The 17,809-nt window shown below is 45.9% G+C and carries 16 protein-coding genes; 12 read left to right on the top strand and 4 right to left on the bottom strand.

Annotated elements, in window-relative coordinates; translation table 11 throughout:
- Positions 1 to 214: 214 nt before the first annotated feature.
- Positions 215 to 1,243, top strand: a complete 1,029-nt coding sequence (locus tag KL866_RS06050) for an alpha/beta fold hydrolase (RefSeq protein WP_214994006.1) — start codon at positions 215 to 217, stop codon at positions 1,241 to 1,243.
- Between the two features lie 118 nt (positions 1,244 to 1,361).
- Here KL866_RS06050 and KL866_RS06045 read toward each other — a convergent pair whose 3' ends face one another.
- The 4 genes from KL866_RS06045 to KL866_RS06030 all read right to left on the bottom strand — a co-directional run bounded on the left by KL866_RS06045 (position 1,362) and on the right by KL866_RS06030 (position 6,578).
- Complete coding sequence (locus KL866_RS06045) at positions 1,362 to 2,633, bottom strand: beta-propeller fold lactonase family protein (protein WP_214994004.1); 1,272 nt, start codon at positions 2,631 to 2,633, stop codon at positions 1,362 to 1,364.
- Positions 2,634 to 2,804: 171 nt separating this feature from the next.
- On the bottom strand, positions 2,805 to 3,302 hold the full coding sequence (gene pedF, locus KL866_RS06040) for a cytochrome c-550 PedF (protein WP_214994003.1): 498 nt from the start codon (positions 3,300 to 3,302) through the stop codon (positions 2,805 to 2,807).
- A gap of 280 nt (positions 3,303 to 3,582) precedes the next feature.
- Positions 3,583 to 5,370 (bottom strand): PQQ-dependent methanol/ethanol family dehydrogenase, encoded by a 1,788-nt coding sequence (locus KL866_RS06035; protein WP_025254152.1) that lies wholly within the window; start codon positions 5,368 to 5,370, stop codon positions 3,583 to 3,585.
- Between the two features lie 299 nt (positions 5,371 to 5,669).
- Positions 5,670 to 6,578 carry an ABC transporter substrate-binding protein gene (locus KL866_RS06030; RefSeq protein ID WP_214993995.1) on the bottom strand — a complete coding sequence of 303 codons (909 nt, stop codon included), beginning with the start codon at positions 6,576 to 6,578 and terminating at the stop codon, positions 5,670 to 5,672.
- A gap of 184 nt (positions 6,579 to 6,762) precedes the next feature.
- Here KL866_RS06030 and KL866_RS06025 point away from each other — a divergent pair, with 184 nt between their 5' ends.
- The 11 genes from KL866_RS06025 (at position 6,763) to KL866_RS05975 (ending at position 17,786) form a co-directional block, all read left to right on the top strand.
- Positions 6,763 to 8,112 (top strand): hypothetical protein, encoded by a 1,350-nt coding sequence (locus tag KL866_RS06025; RefSeq protein ID WP_251139869.1) that lies wholly within the window; start codon positions 6,763 to 6,765, stop codon positions 8,110 to 8,112.
- A complete protein-coding gene (locus tag KL866_RS06020; protein ID WP_214993991.1) occupies positions 8,109 to 9,092 on the top strand; it encodes a PQQ-dependent catabolism-associated beta-propeller protein in 984 nt (327 codons plus the stop codon). Before KL866_RS06025 ends, KL866_RS06020 begins: the two co-directional genes overlap by 4 nt.
- The gene (locus KL866_RS06015; protein WP_214993989.1) at positions 9,083 to 9,805 is read left to right on the top strand and encodes an ATP-binding cassette domain-containing protein; all 723 of its coding nucleotides are present in this window, start codon (positions 9,083 to 9,085) and stop codon (positions 9,803 to 9,805) included. Before KL866_RS06020 ends, KL866_RS06015 begins: the two co-directional genes overlap by 10 nt.
- On the top strand, positions 9,805 to 10,587 hold the full coding sequence (locus KL866_RS06010; protein ID WP_025254147.1) for an ABC transporter permease: 783 nt from the start codon (positions 9,805 to 9,807) through the stop codon (positions 10,585 to 10,587). The genes KL866_RS06015 and KL866_RS06010 overlap by 1 nt, the downstream gene beginning before the upstream one ends.
- Complete coding sequence (locus KL866_RS20195) at positions 10,584 to 12,443, top strand: leucyl aminopeptidase (RefSeq protein WP_214993982.1); 1,860 nt, start codon at positions 10,584 to 10,586, stop codon at positions 12,441 to 12,443. The genes KL866_RS06010 and KL866_RS20195 overlap by 4 nt, the downstream gene beginning before the upstream one ends.
- A gap of 104 nt (positions 12,444 to 12,547) precedes the next feature.
- Entirely contained in the window at positions 12,548 to 12,619 is a 72-nt protein-coding gene (gene pqqA / locus KL866_RS20620) for a pyrroloquinoline quinone precursor peptide PqqA (protein ID WP_071953288.1), read from the top strand.
- Positions 12,620 to 12,691: 72 nt separating this feature from the next.
- Complete coding sequence (pqqB, locus tag KL866_RS05995; protein WP_214993981.1) at positions 12,692 to 13,612, top strand: pyrroloquinoline quinone biosynthesis protein PqqB; 921 nt, start codon at positions 12,692 to 12,694, stop codon at positions 13,610 to 13,612.
- A gap of 2 nt (positions 13,613 to 13,614) precedes the next feature.
- Entirely contained in the window at positions 13,615 to 14,370 is a 756-nt protein-coding gene (gene pqqC / locus KL866_RS05990) for a pyrroloquinoline-quinone synthase PqqC (protein ID WP_214993979.1), read from the top strand.
- 2 nt (positions 14,371 to 14,372) lie between these two features.
- Complete coding sequence (pqqD, locus tag KL866_RS05985; protein ID WP_251139868.1) at positions 14,373 to 14,774, top strand: pyrroloquinoline quinone biosynthesis peptide chaperone PqqD; 402 nt, start codon at positions 14,373 to 14,375, stop codon at positions 14,772 to 14,774.
- Positions 14,764 to 15,924: a pyrroloquinoline quinone biosynthesis protein PqqE gene (pqqE, locus tag KL866_RS05980; RefSeq protein WP_214993977.1), complete on the top strand. Its 1,161-nt coding sequence runs from the start codon at positions 14,764 to 14,766 to the stop codon at positions 15,922 to 15,924. Before pqqD ends, pqqE begins: the two co-directional genes overlap by 11 nt.
- A 74-nt stretch (positions 15,925 to 15,998) precedes the next feature.
- The gene (locus KL866_RS05975; RefSeq protein WP_214993976.1) at positions 15,999 to 17,786 is read left to right on the top strand and encodes an insulinase family protein; all 1,788 of its coding nucleotides are present in this window, start codon (positions 15,999 to 16,001) and stop codon (positions 17,784 to 17,786) included.
- Positions 17,787 to 17,809: the final 23 nt, after the last annotated feature.

The following is a 17,809-nucleotide window of genomic DNA, read 5'->3' as shown; positions in this document are numbered from 1 at the left end:
ATCATAAGTTGTAACATTGATAATAAAAACTGGTTAAAACTTAAGATCACTTACAAATAATCATCATCAGGGCAATTGCAATTTACACAATAAAAGTGGGAAACATCGATAAAATTTGTACTGTTGTCTTATCTATACGATGTTGAATAGGGAGATGAAGGCAGGTATGTCATACTGAATTAACACTTTCTTTGCCCTAGCCATAAGGTGATTTATGCTTAAAAATGTAAAGGTATTGCTGATTCATGGCATGCTGTCATTGTTACTCTTTTCACACGTTTCTCTTGCACAGGGAACCGACGCCAATTCGCTAGCAGTCCCAGCATTTGATAAACGCTTAAGCACAGTGGAATATCCATTCGATGTAAAAACATTTAGTTTCTCTTCACAGGGAAACGATCTTGAAATGGCTTATATGTTTTTTCCACCTAAAAAAGACAAGCCGGTTGTAACACTTTTTCATGGCAAAAATTTCAATGGTTCGTATTGGGAAAGTACAGCTCGTCTTCTGCAAAATCAGGGCTACGGCGTGCTTATTCCCGACCAAATAGGATTTGGGAAATCATCTAAGCCTACTCAATATCAGTACAGTTTTGCCACGCTTGCCAATAACACGCGACAACTAATGCAGTCTTTAAATATCGAAAAAAGCATTATTGTAGGGCATTCCATGGGTGGTATGTTGGCTACACGCTTTTCGTTACTGTCCCCCGATAAAAGCGAAAAGCTAATACTCATTAACCCAATTGGTCTAGAAAATTATCTTCTATATGAAAGTTACACCGATATAGAAAAGGTGTATCAAAACGAGCTTAAAAAAACGCCGGAAATGATCGTTAATTATCAAACAAAAAACTATTACGACGGTGCGTGGAACAATACATACGCCAAGCATGCCGAATTTTTGCAAGGGTGGATAAACGGCCCAGACTGGCAAACGCTAGCACGGGTTAATGCGCTTACCTACGATATGATATTTACACAGCCGGTTATTGAAGAGTTTGATAGTTTAACCCTGCCAACCACTCTAATATTAGGTACCCGTGATCGTACAGCGCCCGGACGTGCAAACAAGCATAACGGCGTAAGTAGAGAATTAGGTCGCTACGACAGATTAGGCAAGGAAGTAAAATCACGCAATTCAAACATCCATGTTGTTGAATTGGAAGGGTTAGGCCATTTACCTCACATTGAAGCTTTTGAACGCTTTAAGGTGCCATTTTTAGACGCATTGCATGACTAATTTCTGCGTAGTCATTACTTTCTAAAAAACCGATGGTAAATTTCTGGGGCGCGTTTAGGTATTTTTCTTTGCCTTTGCGCCCAAATCCGAAGACGGTCATGACCGTCTTACAAGAGCGTTATTTTACGCCCTGAAACACCAGCTTTTGAACCCGCCTACCCGTATTTACTTCAGTGGTGTACAGGTTTCCTTCACTATCGGTATCAATACTGTGTAGCCATATAAATTGACCTGGATAGCGACCGTTTTTACCTATCGAGCCTAGCTTTTCATGAGATTTTCTATCGTAAATCCAAATACGCCCGTTCATCATGTCGGCAACGTACAAGTATTTCCCATCGGGAGAAAATGCTACATCGGTTGCGGTACCTAGCCCCCCGGTTTCAGGGCGTACGGCAAAGTTTTTTACAAAGCGGATATCACCGCTTTTTTCCCGTTTAAATATTTGAAGGCGGTTGTTTCGACGATCGCAAACGTAAATAAACCCGTCGCTGTCTTGATTAATACAATGCACGATATTCCCAAATAACGGGTTTTCCGGGTCTATCCCCTGCTTTTGCGGCTGGGTAGCTTGGGACTGATCGAAATCTCCTTCTCGAGTGGGCCCTAATGGTTTTTCCCCATAAGCACCAAGCACCTGAGTCGCCTTCTCTTTTTCAACGTCGAAGCTTGCAATGCGGGCATTGATATAGCCATCAGCAATCACTAACTGGTTGTGATTACTGTCCATAAACATATCTGCTGGATTGCCCAACGTGTGCAGGTCCATATTACCTTTGGTCTGTCCCCGCCTTCCTATGCCTTTTACAAACTTGCCATCAAAGTTAAAACCCACAGACACATGGTCGTCTTTGCCATTGCCAGCTAACCAAACCGTGTCATTCTTATCAACAAATAGCCCGTGAACGTTCACTGGCCATTGGTTTACACCGTCTATTGTAGGCGCATTGCTTTCACCGCCCCATGCAGTGGCTACCTCACCATCAGGCGTAAAGCGAATAACATGGGGGGCAGGTTCACAGCAAACGGCCAAGGGTGGCGTTGCAGCAAGCCCTGTATCGGTTTTACCAAGGGAGTTGGGACGCTGCAATATCCAAACATGATCATATTTATCGATAGAAAGGCCAGACACTTGCCCTAGCATCCAAGTTTCTGGCAAAGATGGCCAGCTTGCATCAACGCTAAATTGCGGCATAGGCTTGTTATCTAACGGATAGGTTGCCATGGGGATTAGTAGTGTTTTATTTTCTGATAACGCAGCGCTTTTTACTGTTTCGAGACCGTCTGACAAAGAAGCGCCTTGTGGCGGATTGGCAAAAGTTAAACCATGAAAAGCAGAGACAGTGCTTAATATAGTTATACAAAGAGAGCGAGCAAGTATCTTAGTCATTAGGTTTCCAAATAGGGCAGGAACGCCAAACAGTAAACATAAACACCATGCTGCTAAGTAACTGAGGTAATTGCAATAAAAAACGTCAACCTGTATAAATTTTACGCTAGAAAAGAAAAGCGCCGGGTAACTTAACGTTAACCCGGCGAAAAGGGCCTAACAGACGTCACCCTAATCAGCTTCTATCTCACCTTCTTCAATGGCCACAACGCGACGTGCTTCAACGTAAGTCTTTATAGCCCAAAGTGTCTCTTGATCTAAGATAGGATCGGTTTGCCCTTCCGGAATGCCTCCAAGTGCAGGCATGCCTTTCGCCGAGCCAAAACGCAGGCGCTCAACGAACCATTCGTCGTCTTCAAAACTTTCAGGGTCGAGTTCACGAAGGTCTGGGTTTATTCCGCCAGACTGCGCGTGTAAGCCGTGACAGCCTGCACAGTTATTCGCATAGGCTGACTCACCAAATTTGATAACTTTCGTTTTGGTTTCTTCATCAAGGCTGCGATAAGGGTTTTCAAATACCCAGCCATTTTCAGACTCATCGCCATCAGTAATTGGTGGCATAGCTGAACTATCTGCTCCTTGAGGGATAACATTTCCGTGTGCAAGCACGTGGCCAGAAAAGCCGGTTATCACGAGTGCAGCAAACAACATCGATATTTTTGTTCTCATAATTAATACATCCTCAAAAGACTATGAATTAAGTATACGTATGAAGATATAAGGGGTAACTCTACTTTGGTTTTGAAAGGCTCCTCCTTTGGTAGGAGGCCACATTGATAGCTATTGATAGGGGGCTAATTCACTTTAGTTGCTTGTAGGGCGATGTTAGATCCCTTAAAAATTAGTGCTTTTAATTCACTGTCGCGTGTAAACAAATAGGCTGCTACAAAAATGGCCAGCACACTTTGATACTGGCCATTGAACTAATCAACATTGACACTTACGGCGATTAGTTTTTTGCCACCTGCTGGTAGCGCTTAGGCAATTTAAACGTCCACACGGTGCCGCCTTGGTTGAAGTGCTTCACGCGTTTTGCAACTTCACCGCCCCATAATGGTACTGCGCCGCCCCATCCAGATAGTACAGAGATGTACTGCTCACCATCCATTTCCCATGTCACTGGGGAGCCAACAATACCTGAGCCAGTTTGGAACTTGTAGACTATTTCACCGGTTTTGTCGTCAAAGGCCATAAGATAACCTTCAGGATTACCGGTCCAAACCAAACCACCACCTGTGGTTAACACGCCGCCCCAAAGAGGAGAGAAGTTATTATAGCGCCAAACGGTTTCACCTGTTTTAGGGTCAATCGCTTTAAGTACGCCGATAAAGTCTTCATTCACTGATTTAATGGTGAAACCGGCCCCTAGGTACGCTGCACCTTTCTTGTAAGAAGTAGGCTCATTCCAGATATCCATTTCCCATTCGTTTGAAGGCACATAGAAGAGTTCAGTATCCTTTGAATAGGCCATTGGCATCCAGTTTTTACCACCTAAGAAAGCAGGACGAGCAACAACCTGTGCGCCTTGTTTACCATCAGCAGATTGCGCTGGGCTGCCTGGGCGATTTTCGTCGACGTAAATAGGTCGGCCTTTTTCATCTAGCCCCTTTGCCCAGTTCAATTTGTCAACGAACGGGAAGCCGCGGATAAAGTCACCGTTTTCGCGGTTAAGGACGTAGAAAAAGCCGTTTCTATCGGCAGTTGCTGCCGCTTTCACGGTTTTACCGCTTTCTTCGTAATCAAACGAGATAAGCTCGTTAACGCCATCGAAGTCCCAGCCATCGTGCGGCGTGGTTTGGAAGTGCCACACAATCTTTCCGGTATTAGGGTCAATAGCTAAGCGCGACGACGAGAAGTAGTTATCGCCCGGACGTAGGTGAGAGTTCCACGGTGCAGGGTTACCCGTACCGAAGAATAGCAAGCCTGTATCTGAGTCGTAAGTGCCGCCTAGCCAGGTTGCAGCGCCACCGGTTTTCCATAAATCAGCAGGCCATGTTTTACCTGGCGCGCCGCCTGAAATTCCATTTTCGGTTTTCTTACCGTCTTTCCATAGATACCCCATGTGCCCTTCAACGGTAGGTCTAACCCATAGCTGTTTACCAGACTTCGCGTCGTAAGCATACACTTTACCGACGATACCGAATTCACCACCGGAAATCCCTGTAATGACTTTTCCGTCAACTACAATAGGCGCTGCAGTAATGGCGTAGCCCGCTCGATAGTCTTCAACCTTTTTCTTCCAAACGGTTTTGCCCGTGTCTTTATCCAGTGCTACTAACTTGGCATCCAAGGTGCCAAATATAACCAGATTATCGTAAAGCGCTACGCCACGGTTTATCACGTCACAACAAGGCATAATGCCGTCTGGTAAACGCGCCTCGTATTGCCATAACTCTTCTCCGGTTCGCGCATCTATGGCCCACACCCGAGAATAAGAACCGGTTACATACATAACACCATCTTTTACCATTGGCTGCGATTCTTGCCCCCGCTGCTTTTCACCACCTAAAGAGAATGCCCACACAGGGCGTACTTCCTCTACTGTATCGCGGTTAATCGCGGTTAGCGGGCTATAGCGCTGAGCTTTCAAGCCCATACCATACGTCACTATGTCGTCAGTGGTAACGTGGTCATTTTGAATATCTTTGTCAGTGACAACAGCATGGACAGGAGTTAACGCACTTGCACATACCAGCATAGATAGAGCAAGTTTTTTAATTGGCATATTATTATTCATAACGGTTCCTAGTTGCATGTAGGCCATAAATGGTCTGTTTCAGACTATTTGTTAGGATTAGCATAGCTAGGGGGGATGTCGATGCCTATGCAACAGCGGAGTGATTTGACTCCTCCTTTAGGAGGAGGAATGAAGGGCTATTTTCCCTTTTTCTAACGCCTTTACGCTTTCACGTCGTTTTAAAGTAATGCGTGACTGATAACGGCGCTAGAGGTAAGAAGGCAATTGGCCATAGAGTTATTGCCTAAAGTACTATCGCTCTGAACGCTATTGGTCACATGCTTTTATACTGAATTATCTTATTCTGAACTTTCAATCCCCGCAAAATAAGGCGGCATCTCATAAATGGTTTTGTATTTCTCAAATAGCCGTTGCATATCGCCCTCTACCACCATTCGCGTAATTACATCACCAATTTCATAGCCTAGCGCGCGATAATTAGTATGAACAGCAAGTCCTATATCCCACTTTTGCTTTCCAATAAGCGGAAACGCGTTGCTTGCAAGGCGATATTGCTCATTATCAACAAACTGACTGAGGTAGGATATTTGCGAGCGCAATCCCATTACCGCCTCGACTGTTCCGGCTTTCATTGCGTCAAACGCGTCTGCGTTTGAACTATAGTGCGATGTTTTTTCTCGCAATCGGCCGCCAAACGCTGACGTTAAATAAAAGTGGGGAATGCTGTCTATTTCCGCACCAATGGTGTGATACTGAAACATGCCCATGGTTTCTACTTCTGGCAGGGTTTGAGTGTTGTGTATGATTTGCCAGCCTTCACGATGATAAGGGGCAAACATATGAACCAGCTCATTAACCAACAAACCAACGTCGTCGCGCTTTTGGGAAAAGCTAGGGTCGTAAGGCGCACGCATCATCACATCAGCCTTAATACGGTGGATAATATGGCCCTTCCATAGGTAATTCCTGAAATCGTCCTCTGTCGTTTCACCTGGTGTCATCCATATCAGCTCTAGCTCAACATCAAGGGCGCTCGCGATTTCTCGGGCGATATCAATATCAATACCTGTGGGGCTGTCGTTTTCAATAAATGAAAATGGAGGATAGTCGGTGTACACCGCAATTCTAATTAAACCGCTGTCTTTAATATCGTCTAACGATCTTGCTTCCCCGAACGCAGAAAGCGCAGAACCCGTTATCAGGCATAGTAGAAAGAAAATAACTCGAAAAGGTTTAACTAACTGCACAGCTTACCCACTTATTCAATCGAACATCTTAAGCATACTAAGGGGTTAGCGCGATTTTACTAATGCTACTTTAGCGCCATAGCATTCCTCCTTTAGGAGGATGTTCTTCGGGAAAATTGCCATATACCCTTATGTCAGACAAACAGGTATCAGCAAAAGCATGCAGCTGAGCTCGGGGTGGTATATGGCAAAGGGTGTAAAAAGCACGGTTGAAACACGATTAACCGATAAGCGCTATCAAAAATGTGTAGCGTCACTTTTTTGTTGCGTTCTGTTGTCGTTTTTAAACAGCGCGCTCGCGTTTAATGAAGCGCAACCTTCACAGACTCAACAAGCTGCACCACAGGCCTCTTTTGCCACTATTGTGGTCATTTACATTAAAGTTGCGGGCACATCTGTACCAGGCACACCAGACTATTTAAAGTCCCCCAGCAATGAGGGGATAGCTGGCGCAAGTGTGGCGATAAAGGATGCCAATATCACGGGAAAATTTCTTGATTATCAATTTGAATTAACTGAAATCAGTGTGCCTACTATCGGGGAACTGCAAGCCTCTTTAGCTCAAACACGCCAGAACTCTGGTTCAAGTGCTTACACAAATCACAAAGACATTGGCAGCAAACGGCAAGACAACATTGCACCTATTGTTTTGTTGGATATGCAGAGCAGCGACAGCGCTGATGATGCCTCGATTGAACAGTTAATTACAGCTATTCAAGGTACATTGTCTAATGCCGTATTTTTTAACGTAGCTAATAGCGATGATTTACTGAGACAAAATTCATGTCGCCTGCCCTTGTTTCACACAATCCCCAGTTATCAAATGAAAACCGACGCCCTAGCCCAATGGTTTCGCTCTAAGCGTATTGACGAGATATTTGCAGTTTACGGAAAAACCGCTGACGATGCTGCGTATTTAACCGCGTTCAAACGCAGCGTTAAAAAATTCAAGCTTTCACTTGTTGAAGCTAAGCAATGGCGCGACAGTTTTGATTTACGCAGAGCTGCTTTTGCTGAAATTCCTCAATTTACGCGAACAACAGAAACCTATCAGGCTGTTTTTACTGCCGATAGCGCGGCGCAATTCGCGTATAGCCTACCCTTTAACACCTATTATCCTGTACCTGTGGTAGGCGCTGCCGGCCTAAAAGCACTAGGTTGGCATTTTACCCACGAACAATGGGGCGCCCGTCAGCTTCAAAGCCGTTTTAACGACGGGTTTAACAGGCACATGAATGAAGTCGACTTCGCCGCGTACCTTGCGGTAACGGCGGTGGCAAATGCTGCGCAGCAAGGAAGCGATTTAAAGCAGCAGGGAATACTTAAAACCTTGCTTAGCGACCACTACACGCTGGGTGCCTATAAAGGTCGTCCCCTTTCTATTCGCCCCTACACCCACCAATTTCGTCAGCCTATTGCGCTGGCCCACGAAGACGCTTTGGTGACTCATGCTCCCCTTGAAGGCTTTCTGCACCAAACCAACGAACTGGACACATTAGGCGCAACACACACTACCTGTAAGGACAAGTTATGAGCTATCGCTTTGCACTCTTGCTTGGCAGTTTAATGGCAGCCTTTGCCTTAGCACTTCCTCAAGCCTTTGCACTTCCTCAAGCGTATGTCACTAACGAAAAAGACAACACGCTATCTGTCATTGATATGACGACATTTGATGTGGTTGAAACTATCGAGGTTGGAGAGCGACCCCGAGGGTTTATTTTAAGTGCAGACCAGTCCCACGCGTATATCTGTGCCTCCGATGCTGATCGCATTCAAATTATGGATTTGTCTACCCATTCCATAGTCGGCGATCTTCCCTCAGGTGCAGATCCTGAAACCATAGCATTACATCCTAACGGCACCACTATTTACACAGCTAATGAAGACGATGCCCTTCTTACTGTTATCGACATTCCAACGGCTCAGGTCATTTCTCAGATAGATGTAGGCGTAGAGCCTGAGGGGCTAGCTGTGAGTCACGACGGCAGCATGATGGTGGTAACGTCAGAAACCACCAACATGGTGCACTGGATAGATACACAAACTCATAAAAATATTGCAAATAGCTTGGTTGATGCAAGACCCAGAGATGCTCACTTTACCAAAGATGACAAGTACCTTTGGGTAAGCTCGGAAATAGGTGGCACCGTTAGTATTTTCGATACTGCTACTAAGCAAAAAGTGAAGACCCTTTCTTTTGCCATTAAAGGCGTTTATCGCGACAAGGTTCAGCCAGTGGGTATTGTGCTTATGAAAAATAAGCCCTACGCCTTCGTGGCGCTTGGTCCTGCGAATCGCATAGCGGTCATCAATACCGATACCTTCGAAGTGGAAGACTACATTTTGGTTGGGCGACGAGTGTGGCAATTAGCGTTTAATCAAGATCAGTCTTTATTGCTGACCACTAACGGTGTGAGCGGTGATGTTTCTGTCATCAATACCCACACGTTAAACGTAGAGCATACGGTAAAAGTGGGGCGTTACCCTTGGGGCGTGGCGGTTAAATGGAAATAGCGGTTCAAGCGGTTTCACATCAGTACGGCGGCCACCACGCGCTGGACAATGTAAGCCTTTGCCTAAAACCAGGCTTAACCATGCTGCTTGGACCAAATGGCGCAGGCAAAAGTACCTTATTTGCGCTTATTACGGGCCTTCAAAAACTCACGCAAGGTAGTATTACCTTTGATGGTGCTACCCTGTCTCAATCTCGCACAAGTATTATGGCGAAAATGGGCGTGGTATTTCAGCAAAGTACCTTAGATATCGACTTATCAGTAAAACAAAATTTGTCCTATTTTGCTTCGCTCCACGGCATAAGTACCACAAGTGCGCTATCTCATATTCAAGGTCTGCTCGACGAGCTCGACCTTACGACCAAGCTCAACACAAAAATTCGAAACTTAAATGGCGGGCACAGACGTCGGGTCGAGTTAGCTCGCTGCCTAATTCACAAGCCATCCTTGCTGCTACTAGACGAGCCTACCGTTGGCTTAGACATAGAATCCCGTCACCTTATTTTGCGGGTAGTACAAGCGCTCGCTCATTCCCAAAACGTAAGCGTACTGTGGGCCACCCACTTATTTGAAGAAGTGAAGCTCAACAATAATCTGATAGTCTTATCAAAAGGCCGAGTGTTAGCCCACGACCAATGTGAAGCCTTGTTAGCCAAGTATCATCAACAAGATATTGAGCACCTTTGGCAGCATTTGATGCAGGAAGGCTCCTGATGTACTGGCGCTGTTTTGTGGGCGTACTTACCCGAGAGATGCTGAAGTTCTGGCAGCAGCGCACACGCCTGTTAAGTGCATTGGTGCGCCCGCTGCTTTGGCTATTTGTTTTTGCCGCAGGCTTTCGTTCTGCCCTGGGTCTTTCAATGACCGAACCCTACGAGAGTTATATTTTATACGAAGAGTATATTGTACCCGGGCTTGCCGCCATGATTGTGCTTTTTAATAGCATGCAAAGTTCATTGTCCATGGTGTACGACAGAGAAATGGGCAGCATGAAAGTACTGTTATTGAGCCCGGTTCCCCGCCCTTTTCTGCTAGGCAGCAAGCTTATAGCCAACACCTTAGTAAGCGCTATTCAGGTGTACATCTTCTTTGCCTTTGCGCTTCTGCTGGATGTACGTCTATCTGCGTTGGGATACGTTTATGCGTTGCCTGTTATTGCGCTAATGTCATTGTTTTTAGGTTCGTTAGGATTATTACTGGCAAATTATATTAAGCAGCTAGAGAACTTTGCCGGGGTAATGAACTTTGTCATTTTCCCATTGTTCTTTCTATCCAGCGCCTTATACCCGCTTTGGAAAATGCGTGAGGCCAGCGAATGGTTGTATCAGATTTGTGCCTTTAACCCCTTTAGTAGCGGCGTAGAATTACTGCGATTTGCGCTCTACGAAAAACTCGAACACAACGCGCTTGCCGTTGTACTTTGCCTTACGGCTATCACTTTTATTTTCGCTGTGAGAAGCTTTCGCCCCAAAGCCTCAAAAGGGCGATTCTCGTGATAAAAGCAAACCTAATCTGGGCTAATGAAAGCAACAAATTTGAAACGTTAGACGATAGTGACTGCTTACTTATTTTAACTACGCCCGAGTTATTAGCGAGTCAACTATTTCACTTTTCAACACCCGCTAAGACATACATTGAGCAGGTTTTTGACGATGAAGGTTTTGCAGGAAATAAAGGCCAATGTGTATTCGTACAAGGCCTTAAGGCGTTTAAAACAAGTTACATCCTTGATACCGAAAACAGCGGAAAAAACAAAATTAGCCAACAATTAGCTGAAGTAAAACGAGTACTGTTTTATGGTGTCGATTTTGCGCTTTTTGAAGCGTCAGATGCACCCAACGTCTCTAGCCGTGCCTCGACTTTATCTAAAACTAATGACCCTTCCATGGTTAACCGCTCAAGCTACGCTAGCGATTCCAATTCTGCGTTTAATTCAAAAAGCAGCAGTGACTTGAGCCAAAATGACGCGCCAGCATTTCGTTACGTAGAACAGCAGTTCGATGCATTGTTTAAAAAGCTTAAAAGCGTGTCGGTAACCTTGGAAAAACTGTCGTTTATGGCGCTTTCTACCGCTGAAACAGCAAGCAATGACCCTGTTAACACCATTGCAAGCCACTCACCATTTCTGAGTGCGCTACTTAGAAGCTATTTCAAGCACGGTTATCACTTTAAAGGCTATAAAACGAATAATTCGTCGATTTCCAATATTCAAACTCGTAATGGCAACGACAACGCAAATAATGTTGAAAAAAACGACGCAAATAATGGGGCAATTAACCAAGCACTTGATATTAGGAGCACGCTGTCTCTTGCATTAGATGCCAAGCATTTTAATACCGCGAAAAAGCGTCGCGTTTCACACACTATGCGCTATGAATCAGCCCTTAATGACGCGATGACGAGGGCTAAAGATCTCGCTCACATGCCGGCCAACTTATGCACCCCAGATTATCTGGCCGAACAAGCTCAGAATCTGGCGCAAACCTTTAATACGGTGTCTTGCGATATCCTCAATGAAAGTGCGCTGAAGCGGTTAGGCATGAACGGTTATTTGGCGGTAAATGCAGGTTCACAGTTCGCTGCCACCATGCCTATTCTTCGCTACGCAGCCAAAGGTTTAGAGAATTCACCGCCGGTAGTGTTAATTGGCAAAGGTGTAACATTTGACAGCGGCGGCATAACGTTAAAACGCAGCCCTGATATGCGCCACATGATTTACGACATGGCGGGCGCCGGCTGCATTTTGGGCGTTATTCAGGCTGTTGCCACACTGGGGTTAAATATAAATATTATTGGTATTGTGGCGAGCGCCGATAATGCGATTGATGGCAAAGCCTATCGCCCGGGTGACATCATTACTATGCACTCAGGAAAAACCGTGGAAGTCATGAGTACCGATGCAGAGGGACGTATGCTTATGGCCGATGCAATCAGCTACGCGAAGCAGTTCTCCCCTTCGGTTATTATTGATGTAGCAACCCTAACTGGCGCGGCTATTAGCGCACTAGGGCACAAAGCCACTGCGCTTTTTACCAACGCTCCAGCGCTTGAAAATGCGTTAGTTGAAGCGGGTGAACAGGCTAACGACAGGTGCTGGCCCTTCCCACTTTGGCCAGAATATCAAGACGCCATCACCTCTCAACACGCGGATATGATGAATACGGGCATAAACTCTCCCGGTGCTATTACGGCAGGCTGCTTTCTGTCTCGTTTTGCTGATGGCACGCCGTGGGCTCACCTCGATGTGGCAGGAACCGCGTTTACCTACACCAAATCGTTATCGGCAACCGGCCGCCCTATTCCTTTGCTCTTATCTTACTTAAGCAGCTGCGCTATCGAAAATAACCAATAAATCATCAAAATTCATGACAGTTCTCCTCCCTTAGGAGGATATCTGTTAACACATATTCAACATATACTCAGTCATGCGTTTAATCATAAAGAAGAGGAACAATTATGTGGACTAAACCCCAATACACAGAAATGCGCCTTGGTTTTGAAGTAACACTTTACATCAATAACCGCTAGGCAACGCCCTCTGGGATGATGAACAAAAAGGCTGCCAATGCAGCCTTTTTTTACTTGTAGTATGGAGTTGTTATGCACGTATTGATTCTTGGTGCTGCCGCCGGGGGTGGATTTCCGCAATGGAACTGTCACTGCCCAAATTGTAAGGGTTTACGCAAAGATAAAATAAAGACGAAAAGCAGGACACAGTCGAGTATTGCTGTCAGTAGCGACGGCAACAATTGGGTTCTCATTAATGCCTCTCCGGATTTAAGGGAGCAGATAAATAGCCACCCGCAGCTGTGGCCCGACGACCATGTGTCTCGCGGCACACGCATTAGCGCAATAGTACTTACCGACAGTCAAATAGACCATACTACAGGCCTGCTTACATTGCGCGAAGGCTTACCCCTTCCCGTTTATTGTACCGATGTTGTGGCCGAAGACCTAACCACCAGCTTCCCGCTTTTTACCGTATTAAAACACTGGCACGGCGGACTACAGCAGCATTCAATTAACACCGATTATCATCAACGCTTTGTACCAAAAGGGGCAGAGGGCCTGACTTTCCAACCTGTGGTATTAGAATCTAATGCGCCCCCTTATTCGACGTATCGCGACAACATTGTGCCGGGCAACAATATCGGCCTGAAGATAACTGACGACACCTCGGGCAAGGTGCTTTTTTACGCGCCGGGATGTATGCAGGCAAACGACACAGTAAAAGAGGTGATGCGCGAATCTCACTGCGTGCTATTTGACGGTACGCTGTGGGCCAATGAAGAAATGATAGATCACGGCTTTAGCAACAAGCTGGGCACTGATATGGGACACATGCCGGTTAATGGAAAGGGCGGAGCCATTGCGCTGCTAAATGAATTTAACGTTGAGCGTAAAGTACTTATTCATATCAACAACACAAATCGCGTGCTTGACGAAGACTCCAGTGCTTATCACAGCCTGTGTGAGCAAGGTATTGAATTGGCTTACGACGGTATGGAAATTGAGGTGTAGTAATGACAGAACACGCATGGTCTAGACAAGAGTTCGAACAAAAACTGAGAGAAAAAGGCGCTTACTACCATATTCATCACCCCTTCCATAAACGTATGAATGAAGGACACTGCAGCGTTGATGAAATTCAGGGCTGGGTGGCCAACCGACTGTATTATCAAATGGCGATACCGGTTAAAGACGCGGCAATTTTAGCGAATTGCGAAGACCAATCGGTACGCAGAACTTGGATCCAACGAATTATCGATCACGATGGACGAGAAGGCGAGGACGGACTTGGCGGCATAGAAGCCTGGTTGCGGTTAGGCGAAGCGGTAGGGTTAAACCGCAGCGAGTTACTCGATGAAACCCACCTGTTGCCAGCGGTTAAGTTTGCAGTGAATGCCTATGTGAATTTTGCCCGACGTGCGTCGTGGGAAGAGGCTGCCTGCTCATCGTTAACTGAAATGTTTGCCCCTGAAATACATCAAAGCCGATTAGATACCTGGCCTGGACACTACACATGGATTGATAGTGAAGGCTTTACCTACTTTCAAATGCGTTTAAGTCAGGCACGCCGTGATGTGGCGCATGGCCTGCAGATTACCCTAGACCACTTCGTTACTCGCCAACAGCAAGAGCATGCGCTCAATATACTGCAATTCAAAATTGATATTTTATGGAGCATTGCAGATGCCATTTGCTTTGCCTATGAATATAAGAGAAAGCCGTTTGATGGTATTGCCGACCAGCGAGTGTGCCACAAAGGGAGGTTTTAATAATGTCAAAATTACAGTCGCAAACCGAGCACCACTTAGATGCTGATATCGTCGGTGCTGATGACATTGGTTCAAATAACTCGGAAGACAACATTGAAAATAGCAGCAGTCACAACAACGAAGGCAACCGAACAAGTGACAAAATAGCCTCTTTAAACCCACTTTTTCGCATGCAGTACGAGAAAGCTCAAGGCTGCCATGTTTTGCTGTTCCCCGAAGGAATGATCAAACTTAATCCTTCTGCGGCAGAAATTCTTAAGCGTGTAGATGGCCGTAATACGGAAAATGCTATTTGTGCTGAACTTCGCCAGGCCTTCCCAGATGCACCTGATGATTTAGAAGAAGATGTTCATGCATTTCTGGTTCATGCCGAGCAAAAGAAGTGGATCCGCTATGACGAATAACATAGACGTTGATTTACAAACCGACGTACCAAATAGCATTACGCCCCCGCTATGGCTCTTAGCCGAAATTACTTATCAGTGTCCTTTGCATTGCCCGTATTGCTCAAACCCAGTAAACATGGAAGAAACATTCAATGAGCTCTCTACTGAGCACTGGGAGCGTGTACTGCGTGAAGCGCGGGAAATGGGCGCCGTGCAATTGGGCTTTTCTGGCGGAGAGCCATTACTTCGAAAAGATTTGGAGCACTTAGTCGCTTACGCGCGCGATCTGGGTTTTTACACCAACTTGATCACCTCTGGCATTGGCATGACTGAAAAGCGCATTGCCAAACTTAAAGAAGCTGGGCTTGATCACATTCAGCTGAGCTTTCAAGCAGCCAATGCCGAAGTCAACGACTTAATAGGCAATAAGCGCCATTCATTTGAACAAAAACTCAAAATTGCGAAGCTGGTAAAACAATACAACTATCCTATGGTGCTTAACTTCTGTATTACGGCGCAGAACATTCACGAAATAGAAGACGTGATGGCGTTAAGCGAGCAGCTTAATGCTGATTTTGTTGAGCTGGCTACCGTACAGTATTACGGCTGGGCCTATGAAAACAGAGACCATTTGCTACCTACATCACAACAGCTACAGGAGGCTGAGGCTGCAGTGAACCGCTATCGCGCGCAGCAAAACGGTAAAGGGCCAACCTTCATATTTGTGTCGCCCGACTACTATGAATCTCGCCCTAAGGCGTGCATGAATGGCTGGGGCACAACGTTTTTAACCGTAACGCCAGATGGCAGTGCCCTTCCGTGTCACAGCGCAAAGATATTGCCTCTTCGCTTCCCTAATGTGAGAGAACGCTCGTTGCACGATATTTGGCACCAAGACTTTAGCTTTAATCATTTCCGTGGCGATAGTTGGATGCCGTCGCCCTGTAGGGACTGCGATGAAAAAGATAAAGACTTTGGCGGCTGCCGATGTCAGGCCTACCTGCTAACAGGTGATATGTATAAGACGGATCCGGTTTGCAGCAAGTCGCCCGATCACCATTTGATGAAAGGCATTACCGATAAAGCAGGTACTGCACCGTCGAAGGCACTACAGTATCGGAAGGTGGAAAAGCCGATTCCCATCCTAGAAGTAAGTGCTACAAGGTAAGTACTAGGAAATAAATGGGGTGCGATAAGTACGAAACAAAAAGAGATACCGTTAAACCGCAATGATAAAAGTGTATGTCTGAATTTCATTTCATTGATGCCGGCTCTGGGTCAAAAGTGCATAGCGTTGTTTTTGCGCTAAAAACCCCTGCAGCAGGCCACACTGGGTTGTCTCATTTAGCTGAGCACATGAGCTTTCGACGCTCTCACCAATACCCAACTGCCCACGAGCTTTTTACGGCCAATACACTTCTGCCTGTTACTATTAACGCTACCACACTCGCCGAGTACACGTTCTTTTTCGCTTCGTCTGAAAAAGCGAACGTGCTGCTTGATGCTGTAAATTACCTGTACTGTGGCCTGCTTAATCGGGATTACGGTAACGATGAGGTTACCTTAGAGCGAGACGGGGTTATTTTTAACGAGCTCGCCATGCTAGAGGCAAACAGCGACTATGCATTAAACGCCGCTATTCGATTAGCCGATACCAATAGAAATGCCTATCAACACGCGGGTGGTTTTACACAAACCATAGGCAGCAACAGCATTAAAGCGCTCCAAGACTATAAACGCCAGTGGTATCAGCCAAACAATATCACCACGCTGGTTTACAGTGATTCATCCCACTTTTTTGAGCAGTGCAAGGAGGTTGTTACAGCCGTGAGCGCGGAAACAGCCCTGAGCGGAGAGTCAGCCCTGAGCGAAAAAACAGCCCTGAGCGAGAAAGCAGCTTTGAGCGAAGAATCAACACTGAACAGAAACGCCGCACTGAGTCAGCACGCATCTCAACGCGAACACTCACATTTAGACAAAGAAGCCTCTCTTGATGCGCAAACGACAAAAGGCGAAAACGAATCAATAAGGCATGTATTAACCTGGTGGTTTCCCCAGTGCTTTCTCGATGGCTTACAACAGCAAGAAGCAACACTTAGCACCGTAGCTGGCCTTGAAAACACCTTATTTATCGACCCAGAAATCAATCGGCATGGCAATTTTGCAATTCGCCTCGTCACAAACGAAGCGATGAAGGAAGTAGCAAGCGAGCTTTCGATAGAAGCACTTCCAAAGCTTTCACAAAATCTGACACACAAGCTCGTGAGCGATGATTATGATAAAAGGCTGCGACAACTAAAACATGTGGTATCCGCGTGTCTTGCATCATTTGATATTAGGCCTTCAAAGCCAATGCCAGACACTGATAAACACGCAGAAGGTGTGGGGGCGGCTATTCGCTATTTTGCGCAACTAACAGATGCGTTGCGTTCTAACGAGTGTGCCGCCAAAAGCGCTTATATGGCGAGTGCTAATAAGGTATCGCTCTCCTATTTGGGGGCTCTACCTTCACCTGAAAAGTCAATCGCTCTCGAGCGGATTAGAAAGGCATGCAAAGACTTTTCCGCGCAGGCCAGCGCCTCCAATAGCGACAAGTCACCTTTAATGCCGCATCTTACCTCTAAATACCGACATTTTGTTGGGTTAGAGCACTTGCCTGCACTTCCACGTTTATTGCGGCCACTCGCCAGCAATACCACCAATTTGAAACGCTTTAACACTGAACACATTGCTTCGCACTTAACGCCGTTTTCCATTCCATCGCCCTCAATAACTCTAGAGTCGGCTTCTCTAAATTCTGCTTCTGGTTATTTGGCCTCGCACTGGGTGTATCGCATCGCGTTCTATCAACAGTCAAGACTACAAGCGGTACTGGCACACCACCTTTTCTGGCAACCAAGAATTTTAGGAGAATGCTACGCACTGGGTGCTGCAACCTATGAAAACAATCTCTATCTATTTGGCGCCAGTGATACAAATATCAGGCAGCGAGAAAATTGGTGCCAAAAGGTTTTATCGGGTCTCATCTAGGGGGCTTCGGGAAAAAACACTGC

Origin of the sequence: Alteromonas sp. ALT199, assembly GCF_018619335.1 — a bacterium.
GTDB lineage: Bacteria > Pseudomonadota > Gammaproteobacteria > Enterobacterales > Alteromonadaceae > Alteromonas.
The sequence above is the reverse complement of the archived record's forward strand: the minus strand, read 5'-3'. Positions and strand labels throughout refer to the sequence as shown.

Bases quoted from the DNA above. Each gene is read 5' to 3' on its own strand.
- KL866_RS06050 (WP_214994006.1), top strand. From the start codon at position 215: ATGCTTAAAAATGTAAAGGTATTGCTGATTCATGGCATGCTGTCATTG.
- KL866_RS06045 (WP_214994004.1), bottom strand. From the start codon at position 2,633: ATGACTAAGATACTTGCTCGCTCTCTTTGTATAACTATATTAAGCACT.
- pedF (WP_214994003.1), bottom strand. From the start codon at position 3,302: ATGAGAACAAAAATATCGATGTTGTTTGCTGCACTCGTGATAACCGGC.
- KL866_RS06035 (WP_025254152.1), bottom strand. From the start codon at position 5,370: ATGAATAATAATATGCCAATTAAAAAACTTGCTCTATCTATGCTGGTA.
- KL866_RS06025 (WP_251139869.1), top strand. From the start codon at position 6,763: ATGGCAAAGGGTGTAAAAAGCACGGTTGAAACACGATTAACCGATAAG.
- KL866_RS06020 (WP_214993991.1), top strand. From the start codon at position 8,109: ATGAGCTATCGCTTTGCACTCTTGCTTGGCAGTTTAATGGCAGCCTTT.
- KL866_RS06015 (WP_214993989.1), top strand. From the start codon at position 9,083: ATGGAAATAGCGGTTCAAGCGGTTTCACATCAGTACGGCGGCCACCAC.
- KL866_RS06010 (WP_025254147.1), top strand. From the start codon at position 9,805: ATGTACTGGCGCTGTTTTGTGGGCGTACTTACCCGAGAGATGCTGAAG.
- pqqB (WP_214993981.1), top strand. From the start codon at position 12,692: ATGCACGTATTGATTCTTGGTGCTGCCGCCGGGGGTGGATTTCCGCAA.
- pqqC (WP_214993979.1), top strand. From the start codon at position 13,615: ATGACAGAACACGCATGGTCTAGACAAGAGTTCGAACAAAAACTGAGA.
- pqqD (WP_251139868.1), top strand. From the start codon at position 14,373: ATGTCAAAATTACAGTCGCAAACCGAGCACCACTTAGATGCTGATATC.
- pqqE (WP_214993977.1), top strand. From the start codon at position 14,764: ATGACGAATAACATAGACGTTGATTTACAAACCGACGTACCAAATAGC.
- KL866_RS05975 (WP_214993976.1), top strand. From the start codon at position 15,999: ATGTCTGAATTTCATTTCATTGATGCCGGCTCTGGGTCAAAAGTGCAT.